This is a genomic window from Desulfobacula phenolica (assembly GCF_900105645.1).
Classification (GTDB): domain Bacteria; phylum Desulfobacterota; class Desulfobacteria; order Desulfobacterales; family Desulfobacteraceae; genus Desulfobacula; species Desulfobacula toluolica.
The window spans coordinates 1-25,910 of sequence record NZ_FNLL01000022.1; the positions used below are offsets into that span (position 1 = coordinate 1).

Here is a 25,910-nt window from a genome sequence, read left to right on the forward strand (position 1 = left end):
TGTTGAAATGTTCAGAAAACTTCTGGATGAGGGACAGGCAGGCGATAATGTCGGGCTCCTGCTTCGCGGAACCAAACGTGACCAGGTCGAAAGAGGGCAGGTTGTGGCCAAACCCGGAACAATTACTCCTCATACGAAATTCAAAGCAGAAATGTATGCATTGAGCAAAGAAGAAGGTGGTCGTCATACTCCGTTTTTCAGTGGTTACAGACCCCAGTTCTTTTTCAGAACAACAGATATTACGGGTGTTTTGACTCTTGACGAAGGTGTGGAAATGATCATGCCAGGGGATAATGCAACCATTAACGTGGAATTGATTAATCCCATTGCAATGGAAAAAGAACTCCGTTTTGCAATCAGAGAGGGTGGACGTACCGTTGGTGCCGGTGTTATCGGTGAAATTGTAGAATAAGTTAGGACGAACGATCTATCATGTTGAAAACAAAAATTAGGATCAGGCTTAAGGCATATGATCATAAACTTCTTGATCAGTCTTCGGTAGATATTGTTGATACTGCAAGGAAGAGTGGAGCCAAAATCGTAGGGCCGGTACCTCTTCCTACCAGGATAAACAAGTTTACCGTACTGCGTTCTCCCCATGTAAACAAAAAATCAAGGGAACAGTTTGAAATCAGGACGCATAAAAGAATGATGGATATTCTGGAACCCACCCAACAGACAGTTGACGCTTTAATGAAGCTTGATCTTTCACCGGGTGTGGATGTGGAAATTAAATTATAGTTCAATAACAGGAACCAATTATGAGCGCATTACTTGGAAAAAAAATCGGAATGACCAATGTGTTTTCCTCGGACGGAAAGCTTGTTCCTGTTACCGTTGTGCAGGTCGGACCATGTGTTGTTACACAGATTAAAACAATAGAATCTGATGGATACAATGCTCTTCAACTTGGATTTGATGAAAAACCGGTTGAGAAATTGAATAAGCCCATGGCCGGACATTTGAAGAAAGCAAGTGATAAAGGATTCCGTGTTTTAAAAGAGTTTAGAACCGATGATGTTGAAAGCGTTGAAGCAGGCGCTACTATCGGAATTGATATGTTTACTGTTGGTGATAAGGTGAACATATCAGGTATTTCAAAAGGACGCGGTTTTCAGGGAACGATTAAACGACACGGTTTCCAACGCGGGCCTGAAACTCATGGTAGCAGAAATCATAGAAAACCAGGGTCTATTGGTAACAGCGCCTGGCCGGGAAAAGTTTTTAAGGGTAAGAAACTTCCAGGTCATATGGGTGTTAATCGAGAAACTGTAAAGAATCTTACAATCGTAGATATCAAGCATGACGATAACCTTCTGTTGGTAAAAGGCCCTGTACCGGGTTTTAAAACAGGAATATTGGAAGTTCGAAAAACTGATAAATAATTAAAAAAACAATCAGTTACGTATAAGACAAAAATGCGGCTATGGGTATTGCAAAGTTTATCGCAGTGATGCATAGCTGATCAAAATTTATGAGGAAGAATATGGCTACTGTAGATGTATTAAACAGTGCAGGTGAAAAGGTGTCTGAAACTCAGCTTCCTGATGAGATTTTCAAGACTTCCGTTAAAACAAGCGTTCTTCACCAGGTCGTGCGATCCCAGCTCGTTGCAAAACGGGAAGGGACTGCTGCGTCTAAGACCAGGGGTATGGTAAAGGGTAGTACAAGAAAGCTGTTTAGACAGAAAGGAACCGGTAATGCACGTGCCGGCAGTATTAAATCCCCTTTAAGAAAAGGTGGTGGTATTATTTTTGGGCCGTCCCAAAGATCTTTTGCGATAAAAGTACCCAAAAAAGTTAGAAAGCTGGCATTGAAAATGGCATTAAGTTCCAAGGTGGAAGAAAATACCATTACTGTGATTGATGATTTTAATCTTCAAACTATTAAAACCAAAGATCTGGCCAATGTACTCAAAACCTTATCGCTTTCAAATTTGTTGATTGTGTCTGATTCTGAGGATACAAATCTTTTGCTTTCCGCTAGAAATATTCCGGATATCAAGGTTATAAAGACCGAGGGTCTTAATGTATATGATATTTTAAAGTTTAAGAATCTTCTTTTGGTAGAGTCATCAATTAAAAATATCGAGGGGAGGTTGAGCTGATTATGGAACACTATGAAATTGTCAGAGGCCCTGTAGTAACTGAAAAAACAACCCTTCAAAAAGAATTGAACAACCAGGTGACGCTTAAAGTTGATAAAAGAGCCAACCGGGTACAAATCAAAGACGCTGTCGAGAAAAGTTTTAACACCAAGGTTAAGCAGGTCAGAACTATCAAGGTAAAAGGAAAAGTTAAACAGCGCGGTAAAATTATCGGCAAACGAAAAGACTGGAAAAAAGCCATAGTTACACTGATGCCAGGACAACGAATTGATTTTTTTGAAGGTGTTTAAAGAGGTATATATATGTCAACAATAATAAAGACAAAACCGACATCTCCAGGACGACGCTCTCAGGAATACCTTTCTTTTGAAGAAATTACCAAAACCAAGCCTGAAAGACGACTGACAAAGAACATAAACAAACGTGCCGGCCGAAATTCTTACGGAAGAATTACGGCTAAGCATAGAGGTGGCGGAGCAAAAAAGAAATATCGTATCATTGATTTTAAAAGAGATAAAGATGGTATCCCTGCAAAGGTATCTGCCATTGAATATGATCCGAACAGGAGTGCAAGAATTGCTCTTCTGGTTTATGCAGATGGTGAGAAAAGGTATATCCTGGCTCCTCTGGATGTGGCGGTCGGCGATATTCTTGAAACAGGATCCGGCGCTGATATAAAACCTGGTAATTGCATGCCGCTTGAGGATATTCCCACGGGTACAAGAATACATAATATCGAATTGAAACAAAATAAAGGTGGCCAGATTGTCAGAAGTGCAGGTGCATATGCACGGCTTATGGCAAAAGAAGGCAGTTATGCGCAGGTTCTTCTTCCCTCGGGTGAAGTAAGAATGGTTCACCTGAAATGCAAGGCTACGATTGGCAGAGTGGGTAATGAAAAGCATGGTGATGTTAAGATCGGTAAAGCCGGTCGAAGCAGATGGATGGGAAGAAGACCGTCTGTTCGAGGAGTTGCCATGAACCCGGTTGATCATCCCATGGGCGGTGGTGAAGGAAGGTCCTCCGGTGGTAGGCAGCCCTGTACGCCTTGGGGTATTCCAACAAAAGGTAAGCGAACCAGGAAGAGTGCAAGGACTGATCAGTACATTGTTAAAAGAAGAGCTAAGAGAAAATAAATAGGTGGTAAATTATGCCAAGATCATTAAAAAAAGGTCCCTACATTGCACCTCAGCTTTTAAAAAAAGTGCTGGAAGCAAGTAAATCCACACGTAACAAAGTTATCAAGACCTGGTCACGCAGATCCACTATATTCCCTGAAATGGTCGGTGTCACATTTGCTGTGCATAACGGTAAAAAATTCATACCGGTTTTTGTTTCTGAAAATATGGTCGGACATAAGCTTGGTGAATTTTCACCTACAAGAACTTTCTGGGGGCATGCAGGAGATAAAAAATCCAAGAGATAAGCTCTTGTTTGATTAAAGGATATTGATATGGAAGTTAAAGCAACTACAAGACATACAAGAATTTCACCATTTAAGCTTAGGTTGCCCATTGCTGAAGTAAAAGGTAAAAATGCCGGACAAGCGCTGACATTGTTAAAATTCATGCCGCTCAAAGCTGCAGGTATTATTTATAAAACCTTGCAATCAGCTGTTGCAAATGCCGAGCATAACAATGAACTGGATGTGGATAAACTGGTTGTCAAGAATATTTTTGTTGATCACGGGCCGACCATGAAACGGTTCAGGCCGAGAGCCAGGGGTAGAGCAGCCAGAATTTTGAAACGAAGCAGTCATTTAACAGTTATTGTTGAAGAAACTGACAAATAGGAGGAAATAAGCTTGGGCCAGAAAGTACATCCTACCAGTTTAAGGTTAGGCATTATCAGGACTTGGGATTCCAGATGGTATGCAGACAAAGATTATGCCTCTTTTGTTGAAGAAGATTTTAAAGTCAGAAAATTTTTAAAAAAGAAACTCTTTCATGCAGGTATTTCAAAAATAGAAATCGAACGTTTTTCCAAACAGATTCGACTCAGGGTTTTTGCGGCAAGACCAGGTATAATAATCGGAAAGAAAGGGTCGGAGATTGCCCTTCTTAAGCAGGAACTTGAGAAAATGCTTGAACCTGCGGTGTTGATTGATATCAAAGAAGTCCGGCGCCCTGAAATTGATGCTCAGTTGGTAGCGGAGAATATTGCACTTCAACTTGAGAGAAGAATTGCATTTCGAAGAGCCATGAAACGAAGTGTGTCTTCGGCCATGCGGTTTGGTGCAAAAGGAATAAAAATTATTTGTGCCGGTCGTCTTGGTGGTGCTGAAATGGCTCGGACGGAATGGTACAAAGAAGGCCGTATTCCTCTTCACACCTTAAGGGCTGATGTTGATTACGGTTTTACCGAAGCAAGAACCACATACGGAGCCATTGGAATTAAAACTTTTGTATTTAAAGGCGAAGTATTAAGTCCCGGTGAACAAGCGTTGGTTAAATAGAGGTGATTAGGAGAAATAAAAAATGCTTAGTCCAAAAAATGTAAAATTCCGTAAACAGTTTCGCGGCAGGACAAAGGGTTCACCAGACAGGGGAAATACCTTAAGCTTTGGTGACTTCGGTCTACAGGCAATTGAATGCGGTTATGTTAATGCAAGACAGATTGAAGCAGCCAGGGTTGCATTGACCCGTCACGCTAAAAGAGCAGGAAAAAGCTGGATTCGATTTTTTCCTGATCATCCGGTTACAAAAAAACCGGCAGAAGTCAGGATGGGTAAAGGTAAAGGTGCTACGGATGCCTGGGTAGCCAGGGTGAAACCCGGCAAAATTCTTTATGAAATGGAAGGTATACCAAGAGAAGTTGCCAAAGAAGCCATGAAGCTCGCTGCCAGAAAACTTTCCGTGAAAACTCGTTTTGTGGAAAGGAGTAAATAAAATGAAAGTTAGTGAAATCAGAGAGATGGGAGCAGATCAGATTAAAGAAAAGCTTGGTGAATTAAAAAAAGAGCTTTTTAATCTTCGCTTTCAGAATGATGTCGGGCAGCTTGAGAATACAGCAACACTTTCCAATGTCAAAAAGGATATTGCAAGGCTTTACACGATATCCAATGAAATGAATGTAAACATTAGCTAATTTGCGAAGATATTACTATGGAAAATATTCAAAAAAATAAAAGAGAGCTGATTGGTCTTATTGTATCGGATAAAATGGATAAATCAGTGGTTGTTCAGGTCGAAAGATTTGTTCAACACAAGATTTATAAAAAATATATGAAACGATATAAAAAATACCATGCTCATGATGAGACAAATGAATGCAGAATCGGTGATACGGTTAAAATCATCGAAACCAGGCCTTTGAGCAAGCTGAAACGTTTCAGGATAAGTGAAGTCGTTAAAAGAGCTGTTTGATTAAGGGAGTTGAGAAATGATTCAGAGTGAAACTAGATTAACTGTAGCAGACAACTCCGGTGCAAAGGAACTGTACTGCATAAAGGTACTTGGCGGATCCAAAAGACGATATGCCAGCATTGGCGATATTATCACCTGCTCTGTTAAAGAAGCAATACCCAATGCAAAAGTCAGCAAAGGGGATATTGTTCAGGCCGTTATTGTCAGAACCAAAAAAGAAATATCCCGGCCTGATGGCTCAATGATCAGATTTGATGATAATTCAGCTGTAATTTTATCTAAATCAAACGAACCGGTTGGTACACGTATTTTTGGTCCGGTGGCAAGAGAGTTAAGGGCAAAAAGATTTATGAAAATCGTCTCTCTGGCTCCTGATGTGCTTTAACAATCAGGTTATTGGAGAAAAAATCTTATGGAAGCAATAAAAATTAGACTGAAAAAAGATGATAAGGTTAAAGTGCTGACCGGTAAAGATAAGGGAAAGATCGGTAAAGTACTGAAGGTCGTTAAAAAGACAAATCGGGTCGTTGTTGAAAATATTAATGTCGTTAAGGTTCATCAAAGGCCAACGCAGGCAAATCCACAAGGTGGTATTGTTGAAAAAACCATGCCGATTCATATTTCCAATCTCATGATTATGTGCAACTCATGTGTAAAGCCGACAAGAATTGGAATGAAATTATTGGAAGATGGAAAACGGGTCAGAATCTGCAAAAAATGCAGTCAGCAGATAGATTCATAAGACCAAAGGCGGAGAGAATAGATGGCAACTCTTAAGGAAAAGTATCATAACGAGGTTGTGCCCAAGCTCAAGGAAACTTTTAATTATAAAAATGAATTACAGGTACCTAAGCTGGAAAAAATCGTTTTAAACATGGGGCTTGGCGAAGCGGTCAGAAATCCAAAGATCGTTGATCCTGCAGCCGCCGAACTGGCGTTGATCGCCGGTCAGAAACCGGTAATTACAAGAGCAAAAAAACCGATTGCAAATTTTAAGCTTCGTGCTGATTTGCCTATTGGGTGCAAGGTTACCCTGCGCCGTCAAAAAATGTACGATTTTTTTGATCGGCTTGTAAATATCGCTTTACCACGTGTCAGGGACTTTAGAGGGATATCCGGAAAGGCTTTTGATGGCAGGGGTAATTATACTCTTGGTATTACCGAGCATATTATATTCCCTGAAATTGACTATGATAAGACCGACAGTATCAAGGGTCTTAATATTACAGTTGTGACGACAGCTAAAACCGATGAGGAAGGCAAGGCGCTCCTGAAATTTTTTGGGATGCCTTTCAAAAACTAAGGATCTTAAGGAGGAAAGCTTGGCTAAAAAAGCTTTAATCGTAAAGGCGCAGAGAAAACCAAAGTTTTCAGTACGTTCATACAACAGATGCCCCTTATGCGGTAGACCAAGAGGGTTTATTAGAAAAGCTGGTATTTGCAGAATTTGTTTCAGGGGACTTGCGTCAGAAGGTAAACTTCCCGGTGTTACCAAATCAAGTTGGTAACCAGCAAATTTTAACACAAAAAAATTATATCAGCGGATTTTAAGGAGATTTCAAATGGCAACTAGTGATCCAATTGCAGACATGCTGACAATCATAAGAAATGGTGGTAAAGCAGGGTTTGCTAAAGTGGATATCCCCGGATCAAAAATTAAATTGAAAATGGTGCGGGTGCTGAAAGAACAAGGATATATCAAGGATTTCAAATTCCTGGAAAATGAGACACAGGGGGTTCTTCGTGTTTATTTAAAATATGTGTCTGAAGGACAGCCCACAATTTTTGGAATAAAAAGAGTGAGTAAACCGTCCTGCAGGGTTTACAGTAAATCAAAACAAATTAAGCCGGTTTTAAATGGGCTGGGCATATCAATAGTTTCAACCTCAAAAGGGTTGATGACGGATAAGCAGGCCATTGAAGCGAACGTCGGCGGTGAAATTCTTTGTAACGTATGGTAGTACAGGAGTAATATATGTCTAGAATAGGAAAACAGCCGGTTCAGCTTCCAGATAAGGTCCAGTTCGCCCTGAAGGGTGATATGATTTCTGTTAAAGGACCCAAAGGTAATCTTGAGCGACAATTGCATCCGGCCATTGAACTTGAAATGAATGATGGTTTTGTAATGGTAACTACAGATACAAGTGATAAGAAAAAAGTGGCTTTGCAAGGGTTGTTCAGATCCCTTATATCCAATATGGTAACCGGTGTGACTGCCGGTTATGAAAAGCAACTCCTCCTTTCCGGTATTGGTTATCGTGCAGAAACAAAAGGTAACAGTCTTATACTCAATGTAGGCTATTCCAATCCGGTCGATTTTAAAATTCCTGATGGAATCCAGGCGACTGTTGAAAAGAATACGCAAATTATTTTGACAGGTATAGATAAGGAGCTTCTTGGCCAGGTGGCGGCAAATATAAGAGATCTTAGACCTCCTGAGCCTTACAAGGGTAAGGGCATAATGTATTCAGACGAAAGAATCATTAGAAAAGCCGGCAAGACTGCAGGTAAAGACTAAAAGGCGGGAGTATTAAAGATTATGGGAAATACATCACCAAGGCTTGTATCAAGGCTTAAAAGAAAAAGAAGAATTAAAAAAAATATTTTTGGTCACCAGGATCGCCCAAGATTGAGTGTATTCAGGACTTCAAAACATATTTATGCTCAGATCATTGATGATACGGATCGAATTACACTTGTATCTGCATCTACTCTTGATAAGGAATATAGTGACAATAAGGTAGAGGGTAAAAAGGTTGAGATTGCAAAGGCAATTGGAAGCCTTATCGGCAAGAGAGCTCTTGATAAAGGAATTACAAAAGTAGTTCTGGATAGAAACGGATTTTTATATCATGGCCGCATCAAAGCGCTTTCAGACGGAGCTCGCGAAGCCGGATTGATTTTCTAATTAAGGAGGAATACCCTTGGCAAGACAGCAGATGGAAGATAGTGGATTGATCGATAAAGTCGTCAGAATCAATCGTGTTGCAAAAGTTGTAAAAGGTGGTAGAAATTTCAGCTTCAGCGCACTTGTTGTGGTTGGTGACGGAGAAGGCAGTGTCGGGTATGGTCTGGGAAAAGCAACGGAAGTACCGGAAGCTATCAAAAAAGGCCTGGAAAAAGCAAAAAGAAATATGGTCAAAATTTCATTACTTGACGGTACTGTTCCTTTTGAAGTTATCGGTAAAGCAGGTGCAGGCAGAGTATTGCTTAAACCTGCTTCTCCAGGTACGGGTTTGATTGCAGGAGGTGGAATTCGTGCCGTCCTTGAGGCCGTCGGTGTAACCGATATCCTGACAAAATGTATCGGAACGCATAACACCCAGAATATTGTTAGAGCTACAATGGCAGGGCTTCAATCTTTATGTACAAAGCAAGAAGTCGCAAAGCGTCGTGGACTTAGACCTGAAGATATATAATGAGGTTGTGAAAAATGGCTGGTAAAATTAGAATTACGCAAATCAGAAGCACAATAGGAAGACCGGCAAAACACGGTCGGATTATTCGTTCTCTGGGTATAAAAAAAATGAATTATACGGTTGAACATAATGCTGATCCGGTTATTCTGGGACAGGTTAAAAAAGTGTCTCACCTTGTGAAAGTAGAGGAGGTGTAATATGCAACTTCATGATTTAGCACCTGCACCAGGTTCCAGAAAAAATAGGAAAAAAGTCGGAAGAGGTCCTGGTTCTGGAATGGGCAAAACAAGTACCCGCGGCCATAAAGGCCTTAAAGCAAGATCCGGCGGCAGTGTCAGGCCGGGATTTGAAGGTGGCCAGATGCCGATTTATAGAAGACTTCCCAAAAGGGGATTCTTCAATATATTTAAAACAAACAATGCTATTTTAAATATAACTGATTTGGATAGATTTGAGGACGGTGCAAGTATTGATATGGATGCCCTCAGAGAAGCCGGAATGGTAAAAGGTCGTGTTGACGGTGTTAAACTTCTTGGCAATGGTGAAACAACAAAGAAATTTTTCTTGAAAAGTATTCTGGTTTCCAAAACTGCCAAAGAAAAAATTGAATCTGTCGGTGGAACAATAGAATAACCTTATCAGAAGTGATGTAAGGAACCAATAAATGATCGAGAATAGTTACCAGAATCTTTTTAAACTTCCTGAGCTTAAAAGAAAGATTTTTATTACACTCGCATTGCTTTTTGTTTACCGTATCGGTATCCATGTCCCAACACCCGGGGTTAACGGAGCTGCACTGGCTTCTTTCTTTGCTTCTGCCGAGGGCACCTTGTTTTCCATGTTTAATATGTTTTCAGGGGGTGCATTGGAAAGGCTTTCCATATTTGCATTAGGGATTATGCCTTATATCAGTGCTTCGATTATTTTAGAGCTGATGACAGTTGTTGTACCACACCTTGAACAACTTAAAAAAGAGGGCGATGCGGGCCGAAAAAAGAAAACTCAGTATACAAGATATGGAACAGTGGTTCTGAGTATTATCCAGGGTTTGGGCATCAGTGTTGGTCTTGAATCCATGACCTCACCTGCAGGTATTGCAATTGTTCCATACCCGGGATGGGGATTCAGGCTTGTTACCATTATAACACTGACAGCCGGGACTTCATTTATCATGTGGTTGGGAGAGCAGATTACAGAAAGAGGAATAGGAAATGGAATTTCCCTGATTATTTTTGCAGGTATTGTTGCAAGGATGCCGATAGCGATGGGTAATACAATACGACTTATGACAACTGGTGAAATGGGGATTTTTGCGATAATTATTCTTATTGTTCTCATGGTGATTGTTATTGCTGCAATTATATATATGGAACAGGCGCAGCGGCGCATACCCGTGCATTATGCAAAACGTGTTGTAGGGCGGAAAATGTATGGAGGACAAACTTCTCATCTTCCGCTTAAAATAAATACAGCCGGTGTAATCCCGCCTATTTTTGCTTCTTCCATTATTATGTTTCCTACGACTTTGGCACAATTTATCAATTTGCCGATTATGAAAACCGTAGCGGCAATGTTCAGCCCTGGAACAATTTGGTACTATCTTCTTTATATAGGATTTATTATTTTCTTTTGTTTTTTTTACACCGCTGTACAGTTTAATCCTGAAGATGTTGCTGAAAATATGAAAAAAAATGGCGGATATATTCCGGGTATCAGGCCGGGGAAAAGAACATCCGAATACATTGATAAAGTGTTGACCCGCATTACTGTAGGTGGAGCAATTTATGTGTCTGCCGTGTGCGTTCTGCCAACCTTTTTAATGAGCAAGTTTAATATTCCGTTTTATTTTGGGGGTACGGCCCTTTTGATTGTTGTGGGGGTGTCAATTGATACCATTTCCCAGATAGAGTCCCATTTGATTACAGGTAATTATGACGGATTTCTGGGAAGATCCGGTGCCAAGAGAATAAAAGGCAGATCCTGATTTGAACACTAAAACTAAAGGAGATTAATAAGATTATGGCAAAAGAAGAACCCATCAAAGTTGACGGGAAAGTACTTGAAACATTACCAAATGCCATGTTCAGAGTTGAGCTGGAAAACAAGCATGTACTGCTTGCTCATATTTCAGGCAAAATGAGAATGCATTTTATTAAGATCTTACCAGGAGACAGGGTGACGGTTGAAATTTCACCTTATGATTTAAGTCGGGGAAGGATTACATATAGATATAAATAAATATTTTATTTAAGATATAAAAATATTAGATTAGGAGTAAATGGATGAAAGTCAGAGCATCTGTAAAAAAAATCTGCAGAGATTGTAAAGTTATAAAAAGACGTGGTGTCATAAGAGTGATTTGTATTAATAAACGCCATAAACAGCGGCAGGGATAGGGGGGAAGAAATTTGGCACGTATCGCAGGAGTAGATTTACCAAGAGATAAGCATGCTTGGATAGCTTTAACCTATATCTATGGAATAGGTGCAAGCAGATCAAAGCTAATACTTGCAAAAACAGGTATTGATCCTACTACAAAGGCAAATGACCTTACAGAAGAACAGGTTAATGAGATAAGAAAAGTCATTGATGCTGAGTACAAGGTTGAAGGTGAACTTAGAAGTGAAGTGTCCATGAATATTAAAAGGCTTATGGATTTAGGTTGTTACAGAGGGTTACGTCATCGTAAAGGCCTTCCTTGTCATGGTCAGCGAACCAGTACAAACGCCAGAACACGAAAAGGTCCAAAAAGGACTGCGGTTAAAAAGAAAAAGTAGGATAATCTAAAAAGGTACTATTAATTATGGCAAAAAAGTCTAAAAAAGTTGTGTCCAAAAAACGGGTTAGAAAGAACATTTCTACCGGCATTGTTCATATTCAATCCACTTTTAATAATACAATCGTTACCATTGCCGATGAAAACGGAAACACTATTTCATGGTCAAGTGCCGGTATGCAGGGATTTAAAGGCTCAAGAAAAAGCACTCCATTTGCCGCAAAACTGGTTGCAGAAGATGCAGGTGCCAAAGCAATGGAACACGGTATGAAAAATATCGGTGTATTTGTTAAAGGCCCGGGGCCTGGTCGGGAATCTGCTTTAAGAGCCTTGCATGCACTTGGATTCAATATATCCATGATCAAAGATGTTACCCCGGTTCCTCATAATGGATGCCGTCCGCCAAAAAGAAGAAGGGTATAAGAATACTCGTTTGATAAAGGAGAAAAAACATTGTCACGTTATAGAGGTTCTGTTTGCCGACAATGCAGACGCGAAAATATGAAACTTTTTTTGAAAGGCGACAGATGCTTTTCAGATAAATGCAGTTTTGATAGAAGAGGCTATCCCCCCGGACAGCATGGGCAAAGAAGAAGTAAATTGTCAGATTACGGGATTCAGCTCAGAGAAAAACAAAAAGTCAGAAGGCTTTACGGAATTTCAGAAAAACAGTTTAGAATTTCTTTTAGAAAAGCGGACAAACGAAAAGGAATTACAGGGACAAACCTGTTGAGTCTTTTGGAAACACGTTTGGATAATACTGTTTTTAGAATGGGATTTGTTAATTCCAGAAATCAGGGTCGACATTTTGTAAAGCATAATCATTTTGTGGTAAATGGTAAAAAAGTAAATATACCGTCTTACCAGGTTAAAAAAGGGGATGTGATCGAACTTCGAGAGAAAAGTAAAAAAATTCAGGCTATTTCAGATTCCTTGGATGCTATTGTTCGACGCGGTATCCCGCAATGGCTTGAAATCAATAAAGAAAATTTCAAAGGTGAAGTTGTAGGCGTTCCTGCACGAGAAGATATCACGCTTCCTATTCAGGAACAATTGATTGTAGAGCTTTATTCAAAGTAAGCAGACCTTTGACATGGTTTGTCAAATATTTATATCAGGAGATATGAATGTCATCTGAAAAACTTGCATATGTGAACTGGCGAGAGATGATCAAGCCGGAGAAGCTTGACGTTACCACAACTTCAACATATGGTAAATTTGTATGTGAACCCCTTGAAAGGGGGTACGGTATTACTATCGGGAACTCTCTGCGGCGTATTATTCTTTCATCCATATATGGCGCGGCCATTGTATCCGTTAAATTTGATGATGCTCTTCATGAATATAGTGTGATATCCGATGTTAGAGAAGATGTTTCCGAAATAATTTTAAACCTTAAAGAGCTGAAGCTCAAGGTTGACGACACTGAAGATAAAATATTAACACTGAATCTAAAAGGTGACCGAGAAGTCACGGGTGCAGATATTGTAAGCCCGGACGGCAAGGTTGAAATTCTTAATTCTGAACAGCATATTGCCACTATTTCTAGAAATGGTGTGCTAAACATGACCATGGTTGTAAAAACTGGAAAAGGATATGCTCTTTCTTCGGCCAATAAAGATGAGGATGCCCCAATCGGAACTATCCCAATTGACAGTGTGTTTTCCCCCATTAAGCGTGTTAAATATGTTGTGGGAACTTCCAGGATCGGACAGAAAACCGACTATGATAAGCTTACCCTTGAAGTTTGGACGGATGGTTCCGTAACACCTGATGATTCGGTTGCATATGCTGCCAAAATTCTCAAAGAGCAGATGAATCCATTTATCAATTTTGATGAAGACATGGAACCTGATCATGTTGAAGAAAGTTCAGAAGACAAGGATATCGGCATTAACGAGAATATTTACAGATCTGTGGATGAGCTTGAATTATCTGTCAGAAGTTCCAATTGTTTGAAAAACGCTAAAATCGATACTATTTATCAATTGGTTCAAAAAACGGACGGTGAAATGCTGAAAACCAAAAATTTTGGTAGAAAATCCTTAAATGAAATAAAGGAAGTTCTTACTACCATGGAACTTTCACTGGGTATGGACCTTGAAGGTTTTGAACCACCACCAGAAGATTTAGATGAGAACAATCAGGAAGGAGAATAATATTCCATGAAACATAGAAAATCAGTATTAAAATTGAACAGGACCTCAAGCCATAGAAAGGCTATGTTCAGAAACATGGTAACTTCTCTGTTCAAACACGATAAAATTAAAACAACCGAAGCAAAGGCAAAAGGCTTAAGATCAATTGCAGACAAAATGGTCACCCTTGCAAAAAGAGGGGATTTACATGCCAGAAGACAAGCGCTTGCAGTTATTCGGGAAAAAGATGTTGTTCATACATTATTTAATGAAGTAGCAGAGAAGTTTAATTCAAGACAGGGTGGGTATACAAGAATTATCAAATTAGGCCCCAGAAAAGGGGATGTTGCTCCAATGGTACAGATTGAATTGATTTTTGACTGATAGAGCTATTGTTGTAAATTTTAAAGAGAAATAAAATCCCTGGCTGGTAAATCTTGCCAGGGTTTTTTTTCCTTTATATCTATCCTTTGACATATATTTAAATCTCCATATCTATCTGCTTAGGATCAATTTCCCTTTTAGCATACTGTTTATAAATGCCGGCATTCATAAACAGCTCATAAATATCCCTGTCAATCTGATTGTCTTTTTGCATAAACTCCAGAATTTTTATTGCCTTGGACAGGTTCATGGGTTCCCGATAAGGCCTGTCCTTTGCAGTTAAAGCTTCAAAGATGTCTGCAATTGCAATAATTCGTGATTGAATAGCCAATTGTTCACCTGAAAAGCCATTTGGATACCCTTTTCCATCAGGTCTTTCATGATGATTTGATGCGAATTCCGATACTCGGGAAAGTTCATCAGGGAATGGTAACTCTCCTGTAATCTTTTGTGTAACCTTAGCATGATTTTCAATAATTAAACGTTCCTTATCAGTTAGAGTTCCTTTTTGAATACAAAGGTTTTCGACCTCATCATCATTCAAAAACGGGAAAGATTTATTATTAAAAACATATCTTTTGTTCCCGATTTTTTTTATTCGGGCTATGTTTTCTTCCGGCATAAAATCACCTGTATTATTACAGGATTTGATAAAATTTAAATCTTGCCTCAATGAATCAACTGTAAGTTGAAATTTTTTTTCCAGTTGCTTGATATGTGATTCAATATGACCTTCTTTATTTAACAATTCAATTTTTTCATTAAGATGATCTTTTTGAATCAGTGTTTCAATTAACTGGAATCTTGTTTCAACAAGATCAATTCTGTCTATGATTTTTTCAAGCTTAGTGGCCTTGTCAATAAGATATTCCGGGACAGTCATTTTTCCCACATCATGCATCCATGCTGCTATTCTCAGCTCCTCAAGTTCATCTGCATTAAAAACAATATCGATAAATTTTTGATTATCACTTTTGTTGATTGCTTTTGCTATCAGCATACTTAAATCAACCACACGTCTGATATGTCCACCAGTATAAGGAGATTTTTCATCAATAGCAGCAGCCATGCTTGTAATAAAAGCTGAAATCAGCTCTTTAAGATTTTGAATCAATTGTGCATTCGTAAGAGCAACGGCAGCCAAAGATGCAATGGATGTTATTAAATATTCATCGTACGAAGAAAAATTAATAATTTCATTTGTTTCAATATCCTGAGAATTGATCAGTTGCAGAACACCAATAATGTTATTTTTATGATTTTTCAACGGAATAACGAGCATTGACTTAGTGCGATATCCTGTTATGGCATCATATTTTTTAGGACCGGATAAATCAAAAATACCCTTTACATCATATACATCATTGATATTAACACTTTTGCCCATGATAGCAACATAAGAAGAAACATTTTTCAAATTTTGTTCATTATTAATTTCTAAAGGGACCGGTGGTAAAACGCATTCATTTCCATCGTTTTCACCCATCCGTATATTCATGGAATAGTTTCTCACGATTTTAAAATTCAGTTGTTTTTTTTTTTTGTCGAGTACATATAAAGAGCCTGCATCGGCATTAGAGATCTCCATAACATTATCTAACATTATTTCAAGCAGCTTATTGATATCTTTTTCCGAAGAAAGAGCCATACCAATTTTAATTAATTTGTCAATATGACTATTATTGTTTAAATTTTTATCAAATATCTGTTTTTTTATAGTATTTCTCATAACCACTTTAATACCTTTAGATTATCCAATGATTATCAACATTTTTATTTCTTATTCTCTATTGTCTGTAACAAGGTAAAGGAGGCTAATCAAGCATAATGTTTAAAATTGTCAAAACGATAATGTAAATATTTGCCTTAGTAATTCATGAGTTAATTTTTCAGCAAAACCCTAAAATTTGTTATTAAGGGATATATTCAGATATCTTTGATGGGAACACTAATTTTTTTTAGGCTGTCCAAGTTTTCCACGCCCTTTAGTTTTCCCAATATTTTGCCACTTTGCAGCTTTATAACAAGTGCCTGCAAATTTATTTTTTTTGCACAAAAGATTCTAACAATATCGGCCGGATCTTATATCTATTTTCCCAATCATCCGGGAGATAACGAGCCATTAAAGAAAAAATTTTTGATGCAAGGTTTTTTGCTTGAATCCACTGCCCTGTGTAATCTGCAAGTAAACAACCGAACGGCTGACCCATAGCCACCAGCGGTTAGCAATTTTATCGTCAACGGTTTCAAAAACTTTCCAACTGTAACAGCCTGTTGTGGTATTTTCTGAGATCTTAAAATCAGATAACTCATCTATAAAAAAAATAAAATCGACAACATTATTTTAAAAAAAGAATTGACTTCCGTTATTTCTGACAATATAACAATACTATCGTCTAAATAATTAATACTATGAATGAGCGCGATATTTCATCCCGGTTTACGAATAATTACTGATTCTTTATCAAAAAATCCAGGATTTTCACTGGATCATAAAATTTTTTTTATGATTAGGCTCTTAATATTTCGTTATAACTCTTTTAAAGATGGAGGCAACATGAAGAATAAATGTTTTTATTTGATGCTATTGAGTATTTTTTTTATCGCAAGCTGCTCTTCAGCTCCAAAGCCAATAACCCACGAATTCAGCACTCAAAAACAATTAGAGGCATTACAACACTGGGAAATACTGGCCATGGATTTCACAAAACAGATCGCAACGATTATGAAAACAAAACCCTGGCCCATGCTCAACTCCCCTGGATTCGGCCATGCGGACGAAAATGAGTCGAAGTTGTCGGAAATCGGGGAGGGATTGTCTGTTGATTTGCCATATATATATCTACAGACCAATGATATATCCGACTTTGGTAAATCTTTTCGCACATATTTAATTACAGAACTGTCAAAACTTGGATATTCTATTTCCCATACGCCCCAAAATGCCTTAATGGTCAGATGGTCGGTTAATAAGATTAAACACGATGCTGATAGGACCTCTTCGGGTTTTCCTGTAACGGGTACGATGGCCGTGGCCCTTGGAGCAGGAATTTATAAACTTTTTGATAGTAACAGTGCTGCATTGCCGGGGGCATTAGCGGTTGGTGCCACCTTGGATCTGTTGAATAGTTCTATGGTTAATAAGCCTGGTGATTTTTTTGCTGCAGGCGAGGTATCCCATGTCGAGATAGTTTTGACCTTCACGGTATCCAAAGATACGATAATACTATCCCGCCAGTCACAGGCCTACTATGTTAACGCAGAAGATTTTGATCATTACAACAACATAGCTGACTATGCCGGCCAGGAAAGTTTTTTAAAGCCCGTGGAATTTCAACTCACAAATTAAAGGAGGTATCCATGAAAAAAATATTAGCTTATCTATCCATCTTTCTCATCGCAATTGCCTTGACAGGATGCGGGCAGCCTCAACCAAACATTAATTATCACCCTGAGAACGACGATCTTGTTTATGTGAGTTATTCTATTGTTAATAAGCTGGAAAACAGTTTAAAGGCTCCGATTTCTCCGGATGACCCTATTATTGTGGCAAGTTTTGTCGATGTTAAGAACTTAAAAAAATCCTCAACCTTCGGTCGCATCATGGCAGAGCAGGTAGGGTCAAGATTAGCCCAAAAAGGCTATAAAGTTATTGAAATGAAGCTCCGCCATAATTCTGTCTTTGTCCAAGAAGGCAAAGGAGAGTTTTTATTAAGCCGTGATCTTAAGGCGATCAGCAATAACCATAACGCTAGTGCCGTGGTTGTCGGCACATATGGGCGCATTCATGACAGGGTATATGTCTCCGCTCGTATTGTAAATCCGAAAAACAGCGTTATCTTAGCATCCTTTGATTATGGAATACTCTTAAACGCCAAGCAGATGCATGCTTTGATGAAAGATTAACAGCCGATACCGGGCATTTTTTCAAGCAGCTGAATGATTATGTTGAAAAAACGCCTTTTCCAGTATCCCCGGGACACTGTTTCCGGGGATACTGGAAAAGGCCTGTCATAACAACTATGAAAATTCGGGCAGTATTGAAAAAATCGCCACACCTTATCCGATATAATCATAGCCCTAAAAACATACTTTTCGCAGGAGTGCGAAAAGGTCAGGCTTTAAAAAATCTGATGTCGGTTTTTTCTTTTAAAATCCCCTGATCCAGAAGGGAATTGAAAAACATCTGCATGGCCTTTATCTTTTTATCGTCAAGGTCACAATACAGCAGATCAAAATATTCTTTAATAATAGATCTTTCAAGGTTTAATTTGGTTTTACCTGCTTCAACAACCTCATCCATATGTTGATATCCCTGTTTTTTTGACTTCAACAGCAATTGATGAATGTCTTTTGCAAGAAAAGGATATTTTTGAGCAAAAGATCGCCTGACAACCCAGACCGCAAAGACAAACGGCAGTTGCGTCATTTCAAACCAAAGCTGTCCCAGGTCAATGGTATATTCAAAAACCTGATCCCAGGGTTGCCTCAGCGCTGCATCACCGATCACCAGGGCGGCATCAACAGATTCCGAAACCATCCGGCAATTGTTTACAGACCCAATTTCATAGACCGGAGAAACCTTTCTTTGATTAAATATCATTTTCATAAACGAGGCTGCCGAAGCGGATTCCCGGGTGAACATAACTTTTTTGCCTTCAAGATCATCAATGGCATAATTACTTGCCAGGATAACACTTAACACCCTTCCGTGACAGGATATGGAAAGATCGGGAAGCAGTAACAGCTCCCGGTGATGCATGGCATAAAATGCAGCTGATATCGGGCTCACTTCTATCTGACCGGTTATGATTTTCCGGTTAAGAACGGACGGAACGTCAGAAACCATTGCCAGCCAATGGGGCAAAAGACCGTGATCAAGGCCGTAATATACCGGGGAAGCATTGATATAACTTATTTTCCCCATATAAACATGTTTATTATTCATTGGACGTTATTCTTTGAAAAAGATCCTTTTTATTTGTTACATTCACTGATCGATATAAAAACCGCGCTCTTTTACCCTTTGAAAGCGTACCTGTCCAACGGTCAAGCCCCAGGGCCACTGCACCATTAATGGTCCCCATTGAAAAAATAATTTCAGGGTCCAGTCTCGGGTAATGGTTCTTCACAAAGGCCATTTCATCAAACATATTAAGAGAATCACAGCTTGCCAGGCTGTCTGTCCCAAGGGCAGGTTCAATCCCCTTTTGGATCATCCGATCAATTTCAGGAAGTTTTCCGTGCAGATTTTGATTACTTCCGGGGCAGACACACACCTTGACCTTTGACCGGGCAAGTATTTCCATGTCCTTTTTTGTCACATTCAACACATGAACGGCAATTGTTAAAGGATCAAGCAGTCCCATGTCATTCAGATATGATACAGGTGTTTTTGATCCAATATTCCAGGAAGACCAGTCTATTCCACGATCAATTAAAAAATCGGCCCATTGCCCTTTTTTATCATGGATAAATTCTGATTCAACATCAGATTCCGCCACATGAATGGAAAAAGGCAAGCCTGCTGATTTCGACCGTTCCTTTAGTGCCTTGAGCAATTGAGGCGAAGAGGTATGCGGTGCATGCCCTGCAACGGAAGATGAGACAGAATCATTTTTACAGGTAAAAAGCGATGGAATATTTGATCCCAGAAACTCATGGAAACAAACGCCATTCAATCTGGAATTTTCAATCATCGGCTTTATAATCCCAAGAGTTGATATATCACCCACATAAAGAGTGCCGGACTTTATCAATTCCCCGACAGCCTTTTGGGCTTGTTCAATTAACTTTTCTTGTCCCAGGGCATCTCTTTTTTCCAAAAGCGCTTTAACCCAGGATTCAAATCCTTTATCAAAAGGCAACTGGCTCTTTAAGGCAGATAATTCCAGATGCAGATGGGCATTAACAAGTGGCGGCATTAATACGCCAGGGCCGTGATCAATAAACTTTTCTTTCGGCCTTCCTTTATGAACGCCTGTAATCAAACCTTTTTCAGTTTCAAGGTATGCGTTCTCGATAATGGTTGAAGCATCAACAACAATCCATCCGGCGCGATGAAGTTCTCTTTTATGGCTGCTTTCAACACAGACAAGATTTTTCTCATTTGTGGTCATAGCAGGTTATAATAACAATCCCGTTGCCTGGGTTCAAACCCGGCCGTAGTAATTAACCGCGTCAACTCTTCTTTGGAAAGCATAAAATCAACACCTGCAGATGCAACAACATTCTCTTCGATCATTGTGCTACCCATGTCATTTGCCCCGAAAAAAAGTGCGGCCTGGGCTATTTTATCTCCCTGGGTTACCCAGGATGCCTGGATATTATCAATATTATCAAGAAACAGCCGGCTCATTGCCAGAACCTTTAAGTATTCCACACTGGTTTTCTTTTTAACGGTAATTTGGGTATTGTCCGGTTGAAAAGTCCAGGGAATAAAGGCGGTAAATCCGTGGGTTTCATCCTGCAGACGCCTTATTTTATCCATGTGTTCAAAAATATGAACATCTTTTTCAAGGTGTCCGAACATCATTGTGGCACTGGATTTCATTTTTTGCAGATGGGCCTGGCGCATCACTTCAAGCCATTCGTCGGAACTGCATTTGTTCGGGGAAATCTGCTGCCTGATATCATCACATAAAATCTCCGCTCCGCCCCCGGGAATGGAAGAAAGACCTGCCTTTTTTAAAATCGATATTGTTTGTGCGATGGAAAAGTTTGATTTTTTCGCAATAAAATCTATTTCAGGGGGGGAAAATCCGTGAACATGAATATCAAAATTTTTTTTAATATCGGTTAGCAGGTCAATATAATAGTTGATTTCAAGATCCGGGTGCATGCCGCCCTGTAACAGGATCTGGGTTCCCCCAAGATCCAGTGTTTCCTCAATTTTATCAAACAATTCCTGCTTTGAAATAACATATCCCCTATTCTGGTTCGGGGGCACAAAAAAAGCACAAAACCTGCAGCCTGATACACAGATATTGGTATAATTAATATTTCTGTCCACCACATAGGTAACAATTTTATCAGGATGATAATAAAACCGTTTATGGTTTGCAAGATTTGCCAGGGTCAGAAAATCAGCCTGCCTGAAAAGAAGCAGACCCTCATTAATATCGATTCTTTGATTTTCTTTAACCTTCTCAATAATATTATTTAAATTGTCCATTATATTCACGCCATTCGTTGATCAGATGATAAGTTGACCGGATGATAAAAAGAATCCCGTTCAACAGGTTCAAACCCTGCTGAAACAACCATATCCTCCATTTGCTCTTTTGTAAGACCTTTTGCTGATGTCGCACCGGCCATATGGGTAATTCTCTCTTCTATAATCGTCCCGTCCAGGTCGTCGGCTCCAAAACTCAAGGCCACCTGGGCCAGTTTTTCCCCTATCATCACCCAGTATGCTTTAATATGGCCAAAGTTATCCAGTAGCAAGCGAGCGGCTGCCACATTTTTTAAATCATCCATGGCGGTGGTGGGCGGAAGATGGGATAACTGGGTATTTTCAGAATGAAACGCCAATGGAATAAAGGCGGAAAACCCTCCTGTTTCGTCCTGCAATTCTCTTAACGCGATGAGATGATCCACCCGCTCTTTAATTGTTTCAATATGACCATACAGCATGGTGGCATTGGTTTTGATACCGGCCTTATGAACAGCCCTTACAATCTCAAGCCAGCGTTCATGGCCTATTTTTTTGGGAAACAATTCTTCGTGTATCCTTGAGTTTAGTACTTCGGCACCACCGCCCGGCATCATTTCAAGCCCGGCATCCTTTAACTGCTGAATGGTATTCTCCACACTAAGTCCTGCAAGGTTTGACAGATAATCAATCTCCACACAGGTAAATGCTTTAATGGTGGCATTGGGTCTTACTTTTTTGACGGTCTTTAAGAGGTCAATAAAATAATCAAAACTTAAATTTTCATTCAACCCCCCGACAATGTGCAATTCATTGACAGGCTCATCAATACGCTCCAAAAGCCTTTGTTCGATTTCTTCGATCGACCAGGCATAGGCACCCTTTTCATTGTCATCCCTGGCATAGGCACAAAAGCGACACCGGTTTTTACACACATTGGTATAATTTAAATGCTGATTATAAATATAAAACGTTTTATTCCCATGCAAAGATCTTCTGACATGGTTGGCAATCTGCCCCAAACCAATCAAATCATGAGTTTCATAAATACAAATCCCGTCTTTTCGGGAAAGACGGGAACCATTTAAGACTTTTGAATAAATATTTTCAAGTCTTTTATCTATAAAGGATATGTCCATTAATGTCTCTTTCTTCTTCTAACTATTTTTTTCTTTTTTTTCGGTGCTGATTCAGCTGCTGCCCGGACCATGTTCTGCTTTGGATCAAGCAGGTTGTTCTGGGTGTATGAACATGATGCCCTGGGGCATTTTAGTCCTTTTTCACCACTGGGTGTTGTCATTTCCGTTAAAAACAGATTTTTACACAGCGGGCATTCAAAATGATAGGGCTTGTCCCAGGAAACAAATCTACAGTCAGATTTGCTGCAGGTGAAAAAATCCTTTCCTTTTTCGGTTGTCTTCGAAATAATCTCCCCATCTTTGCAAAGTGGGCAGGGCATGGTTAATTCGCTTTCAAATGCAGCAATCTGAGAGGCGATATCTTCATCCGCCCGGGAAACTTCTTTGATTTGCGCTTCCTGAGTCTTTTTTTGCTTGGCTTCTTCTTCCTGCATCAATTTTTGTTCTTCTTCTTGTTTCAGCCTTTCTTCCAAAGTCTTTAATAGTAACTCTTTTTCGGCCATCCGGGCTTCTATTTCCGCTGTCTTTTCAGCAGCCTTCCTTGCTTCATCCCGGGCTGCCAGAAGCTGTTTTTCCCTCAACTCAAGTTCTTTTAATTGCTTTTCAGCTTCTTTTGACGCTGCTTCCGCCTCCCTTATTTTCTCTTCCTTTCGAGCCAGTACCCTTGTAAGTTCTGCGGCTTTTTCCAATGCTTTTTCTGTTTGGTCATCAGCTTTTCTAATTTCATCTTTTTGAGCAGTCAGTGCTTCTTTTGAAGACTCTTTATCAAAAACATCCTTTATATTTAATTGACCGGACGAATCAACAGATCGTTTTTTTCGTTTTTTGATAAATTTTGACAGGCGATCCATATTGTTTTTTTTAAGTTTCCGGGCAACTTCTCTGGATTTCCTTGGGATTGAAACACGTCCTGAAACTATCTCGGATGCTTTTTTTTCAGCCCGGTCTTTTGAAACAGATACTCCGCGACTTTTCAGGGCAGCTTTAAAACTCTGAGTTGCCAGTTCAAGACTTTTTCTTCCTGAATTCACTTCATCATTCATCTGAAGAACAAAGGCAACCAGATTCATGCCCTGCATACCCGGAAACATGCTGTCAAGAAAACCAACCATCATAAAGGCCGGCATTTCAGATTTTAATTCCCCATTTGAATCAATACCTACATACCCCTTGTTTAAGACTGAATCAACTGTTTTTTCAAGGGTTTCATCTTTTTCAAGCCCGATCTCCATCAATTCGTTGAGAAATGATTCTTTTGTATATCTTTCCGGTGGAAAATCCGAATATTGCTTGATTTCTCTTTCTTTCTCGACAATAAGGGTTATACAGGAGATACTGGTCAAATTAAAAGAAAGCATTGCAAAGTCTGGATCAACATCAAGCAATGCCGTAATTTCCTGTGTAAGAATTTCATCCAGCTTGTCTCTTACAAATGCGGGGGTTAATTTTTCACCGGGTTTAGCATCTGCATCCATTAGTCATCTCCATGATTTATTTCAGAAATCATACTCGCTATATTTGAGGCCATCTGAGCCACTGTGTCGTTTTGTTGTTCAGGGTTTATGGGTGTTAAAGTATCCTTTTTTTGAGACAGATCATTTTCATTTTCATCTTCAAAATCATCCCGCAGGGTTGACATCTTCAAGCATTCGCCCTGCCTGTTAAAAATTACAGATAAGGGAACCTTGATTTCAAAATCGAATTTATAGGCTATTTTATTATTATAAACCACAAGATCACCGTCTTTGTAGTCTATTTCATCTTGGAGTGTGAAACCGTGTTTTTCAAGAAGCAATTTTTCAATGGCTTCCCAGTCTAATTCCGCATTTATTGTGTCAATAAATTCTTTTTCGCTTTCCTGAATGATTTCCGAATTTGTCAGTTTCATGAAACACCTCTCTGATTGAAGAAAACATCTATTTCCCCTGCAAACTCCAAATAGGCTATAGCAGCCGGACTCTTTATCTCATGCAATGCGGCAGGAATTTTCAAATCAATTGACCTATTAATACTATCATCAATGGGAATAAATGTATTATAAACCATTGGTTTTATATCCGAAAGGCTCTGGTTTTCTATAAAAGACAGGATGTCTTGTTTTGTTTCACACCTGTTAAAAAGAAGACCGGCTATTTTCAAGGGAATATCGTGAGTTGTTCGAATATATTTCACCAGTCTGAGCAGGCAATGGAAATCTTCGACTGAACTGTGATGAACAGACATGCAGACAAGCAGCCAATCTGCGGCTGTCATAGCCGTAATGCTTAAAAAACTATATGAAGAAGGCGAATCAATAATAATATAATCATATTTGTCTTCAATATTCTTTAAAAGGAGGCGTAATATTTTTTCATTTCCCGGATCCTTACCCAATTTTAAGGCGACTTGAAATAAATTAAATTCTGCCGGCATGATATCCAGATATTGGAATTCCGTTTTTACAACAGCATCTGTGAACTTTGCCCTGCCGGATAAAACCAAAGAAATATCACAATTATAATCAAATTTCTTAACACCGCACCATTTCGTGGAACATCCCTGGGGGTCACAATCAATTAAAAGCGTCTTTTTTTCAATTAAAGCAAATGATGTGGCAAGATTTACAGCTGTAACGCTTTTACCTGTTCCCCCTTTCTGGCCTGCTATAGTAATTACTTTACTCATAACCATATACCTTTAACATAATTATCAAAAAATTCAATCATATAGTTCAAATAAATGGTGATGCCAAAATTTCTCTATTTTTCAATTAAAATAATTATAATGAAATATTCAGAGAAAGTTGAAATATTTGTGTGAATATATCATAATGCGGGGCAATATCAAACTGTAAACTGGAGACAAAGCCCCTTTGACAAACATATCCATATCACTTGAAGGAATAGATCAGGCTATTGACAGTCTCAATTATCGGCCAGGTTCGATAAAACAAAGAGCAATCCTGGCAATAAGGGCTTTTTATACTTCAAATGAGTCCTTAAAACAATTGTCTTCACTTGACACGGATATCCTGATCCAATCTGTTTGGGATGTTGGTGACCATCTTTCAAAACTCAAGGCAAAACGAAGAAATTTCTCAAGTATTAAATCTTCGATTAATGCGGATTTGGAAAAGCTGTCCCAAAAAGGACAAAATCGTGAGAACATTATTATTGCCGATTCCAATGTGTTTGATATGAGTCAGGAAGCAAAAAATAACCTGTTCAACTCTTTTGCAGATGCATTTAAAACCGGTGATATTAATTTTGATCAGGCAAAGGATCTTTTAAAAGCTGTAAAGAATTTTCTGAAAGATTACCAAACAACAGATGCGGACAACTCTGATGAAGATGTCGAAGAAATAGAACTGGACGAAGATGAGGAACTTGAAGAGATAGAAGAACTGGATGAAGATGTCGAAGAAATCGAGCTGGATGAAGATGAAGAACT

40 protein-coding genes and 1 pseudogene are annotated in these 25,910 nt (G+C 39.1%); 33 read left to right on the forward strand and 8 right to left on the reverse strand.

Annotated elements, in window-relative coordinates; all coding sequences use genetic code 11:
• The 30 genes from BLT94_RS20650 to rplQ all read left to right on the forward strand — a co-directional run.
• On the forward strand, positions 1-412 hold a 412-nt coding region (locus BLT94_RS20650), incomplete at its 5' end, for an elongation factor Tu (protein ID WP_456073002.1).
• Positions 413-432: 20 nt separating this feature from the next.
• On the forward strand, positions 433-741 hold the full coding sequence (gene rpsJ, locus BLT94_RS20655) for a 30S ribosomal protein S10 (RefSeq protein WP_014958830.1): 309 nt from the start codon (positions 433-435) through the stop codon (positions 739-741).
• Positions 742-758: 17 nt separating this feature from the next.
• The gene (gene rplC / locus BLT94_RS20660) at positions 759-1,385 is read left to right on the forward strand and encodes a 50S ribosomal protein L3 (protein WP_092238465.1); all 627 of its coding nucleotides are present in this window, start codon (positions 759-761) and stop codon (positions 1,383-1,385) included.
• A gap of 101 nt (positions 1,386-1,486) precedes the next feature.
• Positions 1,487-2,107 carry a 50S ribosomal protein L4 gene (gene rplD / locus BLT94_RS20665; protein ID WP_092238467.1) on the forward strand — a complete coding sequence of 207 codons (621 nt, stop codon included), beginning with the start codon at positions 1,487-1,489 and terminating at the stop codon, positions 2,105-2,107.
• 2 nt (positions 2,108-2,109) lie between these two features.
• Positions 2,110-2,397: a 50S ribosomal protein L23 gene (rplW, locus tag BLT94_RS20670; RefSeq protein ID WP_014958827.1), complete on the forward strand. Its 288-nt coding sequence runs from the start codon at positions 2,110-2,112 to the stop codon at positions 2,395-2,397.
• Between the two features lie 12 nt (positions 2,398-2,409).
• On the forward strand, positions 2,410-3,243 hold the full coding sequence (gene rplB, locus BLT94_RS20675) for a 50S ribosomal protein L2 (RefSeq protein ID WP_014958826.1): 834 nt from the start codon (positions 2,410-2,412) through the stop codon (positions 3,241-3,243).
• 14 nt (positions 3,244-3,257) lie between these two features.
• Positions 3,258-3,533 (forward strand): 30S ribosomal protein S19, encoded by a 276-nt coding sequence (rpsS, locus tag BLT94_RS20680; protein ID WP_014958825.1) that lies wholly within the window; start codon positions 3,258-3,260, stop codon positions 3,531-3,533.
• Positions 3,534-3,560: 27 nt separating this feature from the next.
• Positions 3,561-3,899, forward strand: coding sequence for a 50S ribosomal protein L22 (rplV, locus tag BLT94_RS20685; RefSeq protein ID WP_014958824.1), 339 nt, complete (start codon positions 3,561-3,563; stop codon positions 3,897-3,899).
• Between the two features lie 12 nt (positions 3,900-3,911).
• Positions 3,912-4,562 carry a 30S ribosomal protein S3 gene (gene rpsC / locus BLT94_RS20690; RefSeq protein ID WP_014958823.1) on the forward strand — a complete coding sequence of 217 codons (651 nt, stop codon included), beginning with the start codon at positions 3,912-3,914 and terminating at the stop codon, positions 4,560-4,562.
• A gap of 22 nt (positions 4,563-4,584) precedes the next feature.
• Positions 4,585-4,995: a 50S ribosomal protein L16 gene (gene rplP / locus BLT94_RS20695; RefSeq protein WP_014958822.1), complete on the forward strand. Its 411-nt coding sequence runs from the start codon at positions 4,585-4,587 to the stop codon at positions 4,993-4,995.
• A 1-nt stretch (position 4,996) separates the two neighbouring features.
• Entirely contained in the window at positions 4,997-5,194 is a 198-nt protein-coding gene (gene rpmC, locus BLT94_RS20700) for a 50S ribosomal protein L29 (protein ID WP_014958821.1), read from the forward strand.
• Positions 5,195-5,211: 17 nt separating this feature from the next.
• Entirely contained in the window at positions 5,212-5,472 is a 261-nt protein-coding gene (gene rpsQ / locus BLT94_RS20705) for a 30S ribosomal protein S17 (RefSeq protein ID WP_014958820.1), read from the forward strand.
• A gap of 16 nt (positions 5,473-5,488) precedes the next feature.
• Positions 5,489-5,857: a 50S ribosomal protein L14 gene (rplN, locus tag BLT94_RS20710; RefSeq protein WP_014958819.1), complete on the forward strand. Its 369-nt coding sequence runs from the start codon at positions 5,489-5,491 to the stop codon at positions 5,855-5,857.
• A 27-nt stretch (positions 5,858-5,884) separates the two neighbouring features.
• Complete coding sequence (gene rplX, locus BLT94_RS20715; RefSeq protein ID WP_014958818.1) at positions 5,885-6,214, forward strand: 50S ribosomal protein L24; 330 nt, start codon at positions 5,885-5,887, stop codon at positions 6,212-6,214.
• Positions 6,215-6,235: 21 nt separating this feature from the next.
• Complete coding sequence (gene rplE, locus BLT94_RS20720; protein WP_014958817.1) at positions 6,236-6,775, forward strand: 50S ribosomal protein L5; 540 nt, start codon at positions 6,236-6,238, stop codon at positions 6,773-6,775.
• Positions 6,776-6,794: 19 nt separating this feature from the next.
• Positions 6,795-6,980, forward strand: a complete 186-nt coding sequence (locus BLT94_RS20725) for a type Z 30S ribosomal protein S14 (RefSeq protein ID WP_014958816.1) — start codon at positions 6,795-6,797, stop codon at positions 6,978-6,980.
• 54 nt (positions 6,981-7,034) lie between these two features.
• Positions 7,035-7,433, forward strand: coding sequence for a 30S ribosomal protein S8 (gene rpsH / locus BLT94_RS20730; protein WP_014958815.1), 399 nt, complete (start codon positions 7,035-7,037; stop codon positions 7,431-7,433).
• Positions 7,434-7,447: 14 nt separating this feature from the next.
• Positions 7,448-7,990 (forward strand): 50S ribosomal protein L6, encoded by a 543-nt coding sequence (gene rplF, locus BLT94_RS20735; protein WP_014958814.1) that lies wholly within the window; start codon positions 7,448-7,450, stop codon positions 7,988-7,990.
• Positions 7,991-8,011: 21 nt separating this feature from the next.
• Positions 8,012-8,380, forward strand: a complete 369-nt coding sequence (gene rplR, locus BLT94_RS20740) for a 50S ribosomal protein L18 (RefSeq protein WP_092238469.1) — start codon at positions 8,012-8,014, stop codon at positions 8,378-8,380.
• 31 nt (positions 8,381-8,411) lie between these two features.
• Positions 8,412-8,891: a 30S ribosomal protein S5 gene (gene rpsE / locus BLT94_RS20745; protein ID WP_035222739.1), complete on the forward strand. Its 480-nt coding sequence runs from the start codon at positions 8,412-8,414 to the stop codon at positions 8,889-8,891.
• A gap of 14 nt (positions 8,892-8,905) precedes the next feature.
• Positions 8,906-9,088, forward strand: coding sequence for a 50S ribosomal protein L30 (gene rpmD, locus BLT94_RS20750; protein ID WP_014958811.1), 183 nt, complete (start codon positions 8,906-8,908; stop codon positions 9,086-9,088).
• Between the two features lies 1 nt (position 9,089).
• A complete protein-coding gene (gene rplO, locus BLT94_RS20755) occupies positions 9,090-9,524 on the forward strand; it encodes a 50S ribosomal protein L15 (RefSeq protein ID WP_092238471.1) in 435 nt (144 codons plus the stop codon).
• Between the two features lie 31 nt (positions 9,525-9,555).
• Positions 9,556-10,875 carry a preprotein translocase subunit SecY gene (gene secY, locus BLT94_RS20760; protein ID WP_014958809.1) on the forward strand — a complete coding sequence of 440 codons (1,320 nt, stop codon included), beginning with the start codon at positions 9,556-9,558 and terminating at the stop codon, positions 10,873-10,875.
• A 35-nt stretch (positions 10,876-10,910) separates the two neighbouring features.
• Positions 10,911-11,129, forward strand: a complete 219-nt coding sequence (infA, locus tag BLT94_RS20765; protein WP_014958808.1) for a translation initiation factor IF-1 — start codon at positions 10,911-10,913, stop codon at positions 11,127-11,129.
• A gap of 44 nt (positions 11,130-11,173) precedes the next feature.
• The gene (rpmJ, locus tag BLT94_RS20770; RefSeq protein ID WP_041279618.1) at positions 11,174-11,287 is read left to right on the forward strand and encodes a 50S ribosomal protein L36; all 114 of its coding nucleotides are present in this window, start codon (positions 11,174-11,176) and stop codon (positions 11,285-11,287) included.
• A 12-nt stretch (positions 11,288-11,299) separates the two neighbouring features.
• Positions 11,300-11,668 (forward strand): 30S ribosomal protein S13, encoded by a 369-nt coding sequence (gene rpsM, locus BLT94_RS20775; RefSeq protein WP_014958806.1) that lies wholly within the window; start codon positions 11,300-11,302, stop codon positions 11,666-11,668.
• A 26-nt stretch (positions 11,669-11,694) separates the two neighbouring features.
• The gene (gene rpsK / locus BLT94_RS20780) at positions 11,695-12,090 is read left to right on the forward strand and encodes a 30S ribosomal protein S11 (RefSeq protein WP_014958805.1); all 396 of its coding nucleotides are present in this window, start codon (positions 11,695-11,697) and stop codon (positions 12,088-12,090) included.
• 30 nt (positions 12,091-12,120) lie between these two features.
• Positions 12,121-12,747, forward strand: a complete 627-nt coding sequence (gene rpsD / locus BLT94_RS20785; protein ID WP_014958804.1) for a 30S ribosomal protein S4 — start codon at positions 12,121-12,123, stop codon at positions 12,745-12,747.
• 47 nt (positions 12,748-12,794) lie between these two features.
• Positions 12,795-13,826, forward strand: coding sequence for a DNA-directed RNA polymerase subunit alpha (locus BLT94_RS20790; protein WP_092238474.1), 1,032 nt, complete (start codon positions 12,795-12,797; stop codon positions 13,824-13,826).
• Between the two features lie 6 nt (positions 13,827-13,832).
• Positions 13,833-14,189, forward strand: coding sequence for a 50S ribosomal protein L17 (gene rplQ, locus BLT94_RS20795; protein WP_014958802.1), 357 nt, complete (start codon positions 13,833-13,835; stop codon positions 14,187-14,189).
• A 97-nt stretch (positions 14,190-14,286) separates the two neighbouring features.
• On the opposite strand, the gene BLT94_RS20800 is transcribed toward rplQ, so the two are convergent.
• On the reverse strand, positions 14,287-15,918 hold the full coding sequence (locus BLT94_RS20800) for an HD family phosphohydrolase (RefSeq protein WP_092238477.1): 1,632 nt from the start codon (positions 15,916-15,918) through the stop codon (positions 14,287-14,289).
• An 828-nt stretch (positions 15,919-16,746) separates the two neighbouring features.
• Here BLT94_RS20800 and BLT94_RS20810 point away from each other — a divergent pair.
• Together BLT94_RS20810 and BLT94_RS20815 are read left to right on the forward strand one after the other, a co-directional pair.
• A complete protein-coding gene (locus tag BLT94_RS20810) occupies positions 16,747-17,538 on the forward strand; it encodes a hypothetical protein (protein WP_092238480.1) in 792 nt (263 codons plus the stop codon).
• Positions 17,539-17,549: 11 nt separating this feature from the next.
• Positions 17,550-18,095: a FlgO family outer membrane protein gene (locus tag BLT94_RS20815; protein WP_092238483.1), complete on the forward strand. Its 546-nt coding sequence runs from the start codon at positions 17,550-17,552 to the stop codon at positions 18,093-18,095.
• A gap of 208 nt (positions 18,096-18,303) precedes the next feature.
• Here BLT94_RS20815 and BLT94_RS20820 read toward each other — a convergent pair whose 3' ends face one another.
• Genes BLT94_RS20820 through BLT94_RS20850 form a run of 7 tightly spaced genes read right to left on the reverse strand, consistent with a single transcriptional unit; the run spans position 18,304 to position 25,145 of the window.
• A complete protein-coding gene (locus tag BLT94_RS20820; RefSeq protein ID WP_245743206.1) occupies positions 18,304-19,137 on the reverse strand; it encodes a menaquinone biosynthetic enzyme MqnA/MqnD family protein in 834 nt (277 codons plus the stop codon).
• Positions 19,130-20,308, reverse strand: a complete 1,179-nt coding sequence (locus BLT94_RS20825; protein ID WP_092238486.1) for an amidohydrolase family protein — start codon at positions 20,306-20,308, stop codon at positions 19,130-19,132. The genes BLT94_RS20820 and BLT94_RS20825 overlap by 8 nt, the downstream gene beginning before the upstream one ends.
• Positions 20,305-21,363: a cyclic dehypoxanthinyl futalosine synthase gene (gene mqnC, locus BLT94_RS20830; protein WP_092238489.1), complete on the reverse strand. Its 1,059-nt coding sequence runs from the start codon at positions 21,361-21,363 to the stop codon at positions 20,305-20,307. The genes BLT94_RS20825 and mqnC overlap by 4 nt, the downstream gene beginning before the upstream one ends.
• A gap of 5 nt (positions 21,364-21,368) precedes the next feature.
• A complete protein-coding gene (mqnE, locus tag BLT94_RS20835; protein WP_092238491.1) occupies positions 21,369-22,481 on the reverse strand; it encodes an aminofutalosine synthase MqnE in 1,113 nt (370 codons plus the stop codon).
• Entirely contained in the window at positions 22,481-23,956 is a 1,476-nt protein-coding gene (locus BLT94_RS20840) for a DNA topoisomerase I (RefSeq protein WP_092238494.1), read from the reverse strand. The genes mqnE and BLT94_RS20840 overlap by 1 nt, the downstream gene beginning before the upstream one ends.
• Positions 23,956-24,369: a hypothetical protein gene (locus BLT94_RS20845; RefSeq protein ID WP_092238497.1), complete on the reverse strand. Its 414-nt coding sequence runs from the start codon at positions 24,367-24,369 to the stop codon at positions 23,956-23,958. Before BLT94_RS20845 ends, BLT94_RS20840 begins: the two co-directional genes overlap by 1 nt.
• The gene (locus tag BLT94_RS20850; protein WP_175530442.1) at positions 24,366-25,145 is read right to left on the reverse strand and encodes a ParA family protein; all 780 of its coding nucleotides are present in this window, start codon (positions 25,143-25,145) and stop codon (positions 24,366-24,368) included. The genes BLT94_RS20845 and BLT94_RS20850 overlap by 4 nt, the downstream gene beginning before the upstream one ends.
• 187 nt (positions 25,146-25,332) lie before the next feature.
• Here BLT94_RS20850 and BLT94_RS22110 point away from each other — a divergent pair.
• Positions 25,333-25,910 (forward strand): annotated as a pseudogene (locus BLT94_RS22110) (SUMF1/EgtB/PvdO family nonheme iron enzyme); the annotation flags it as partial.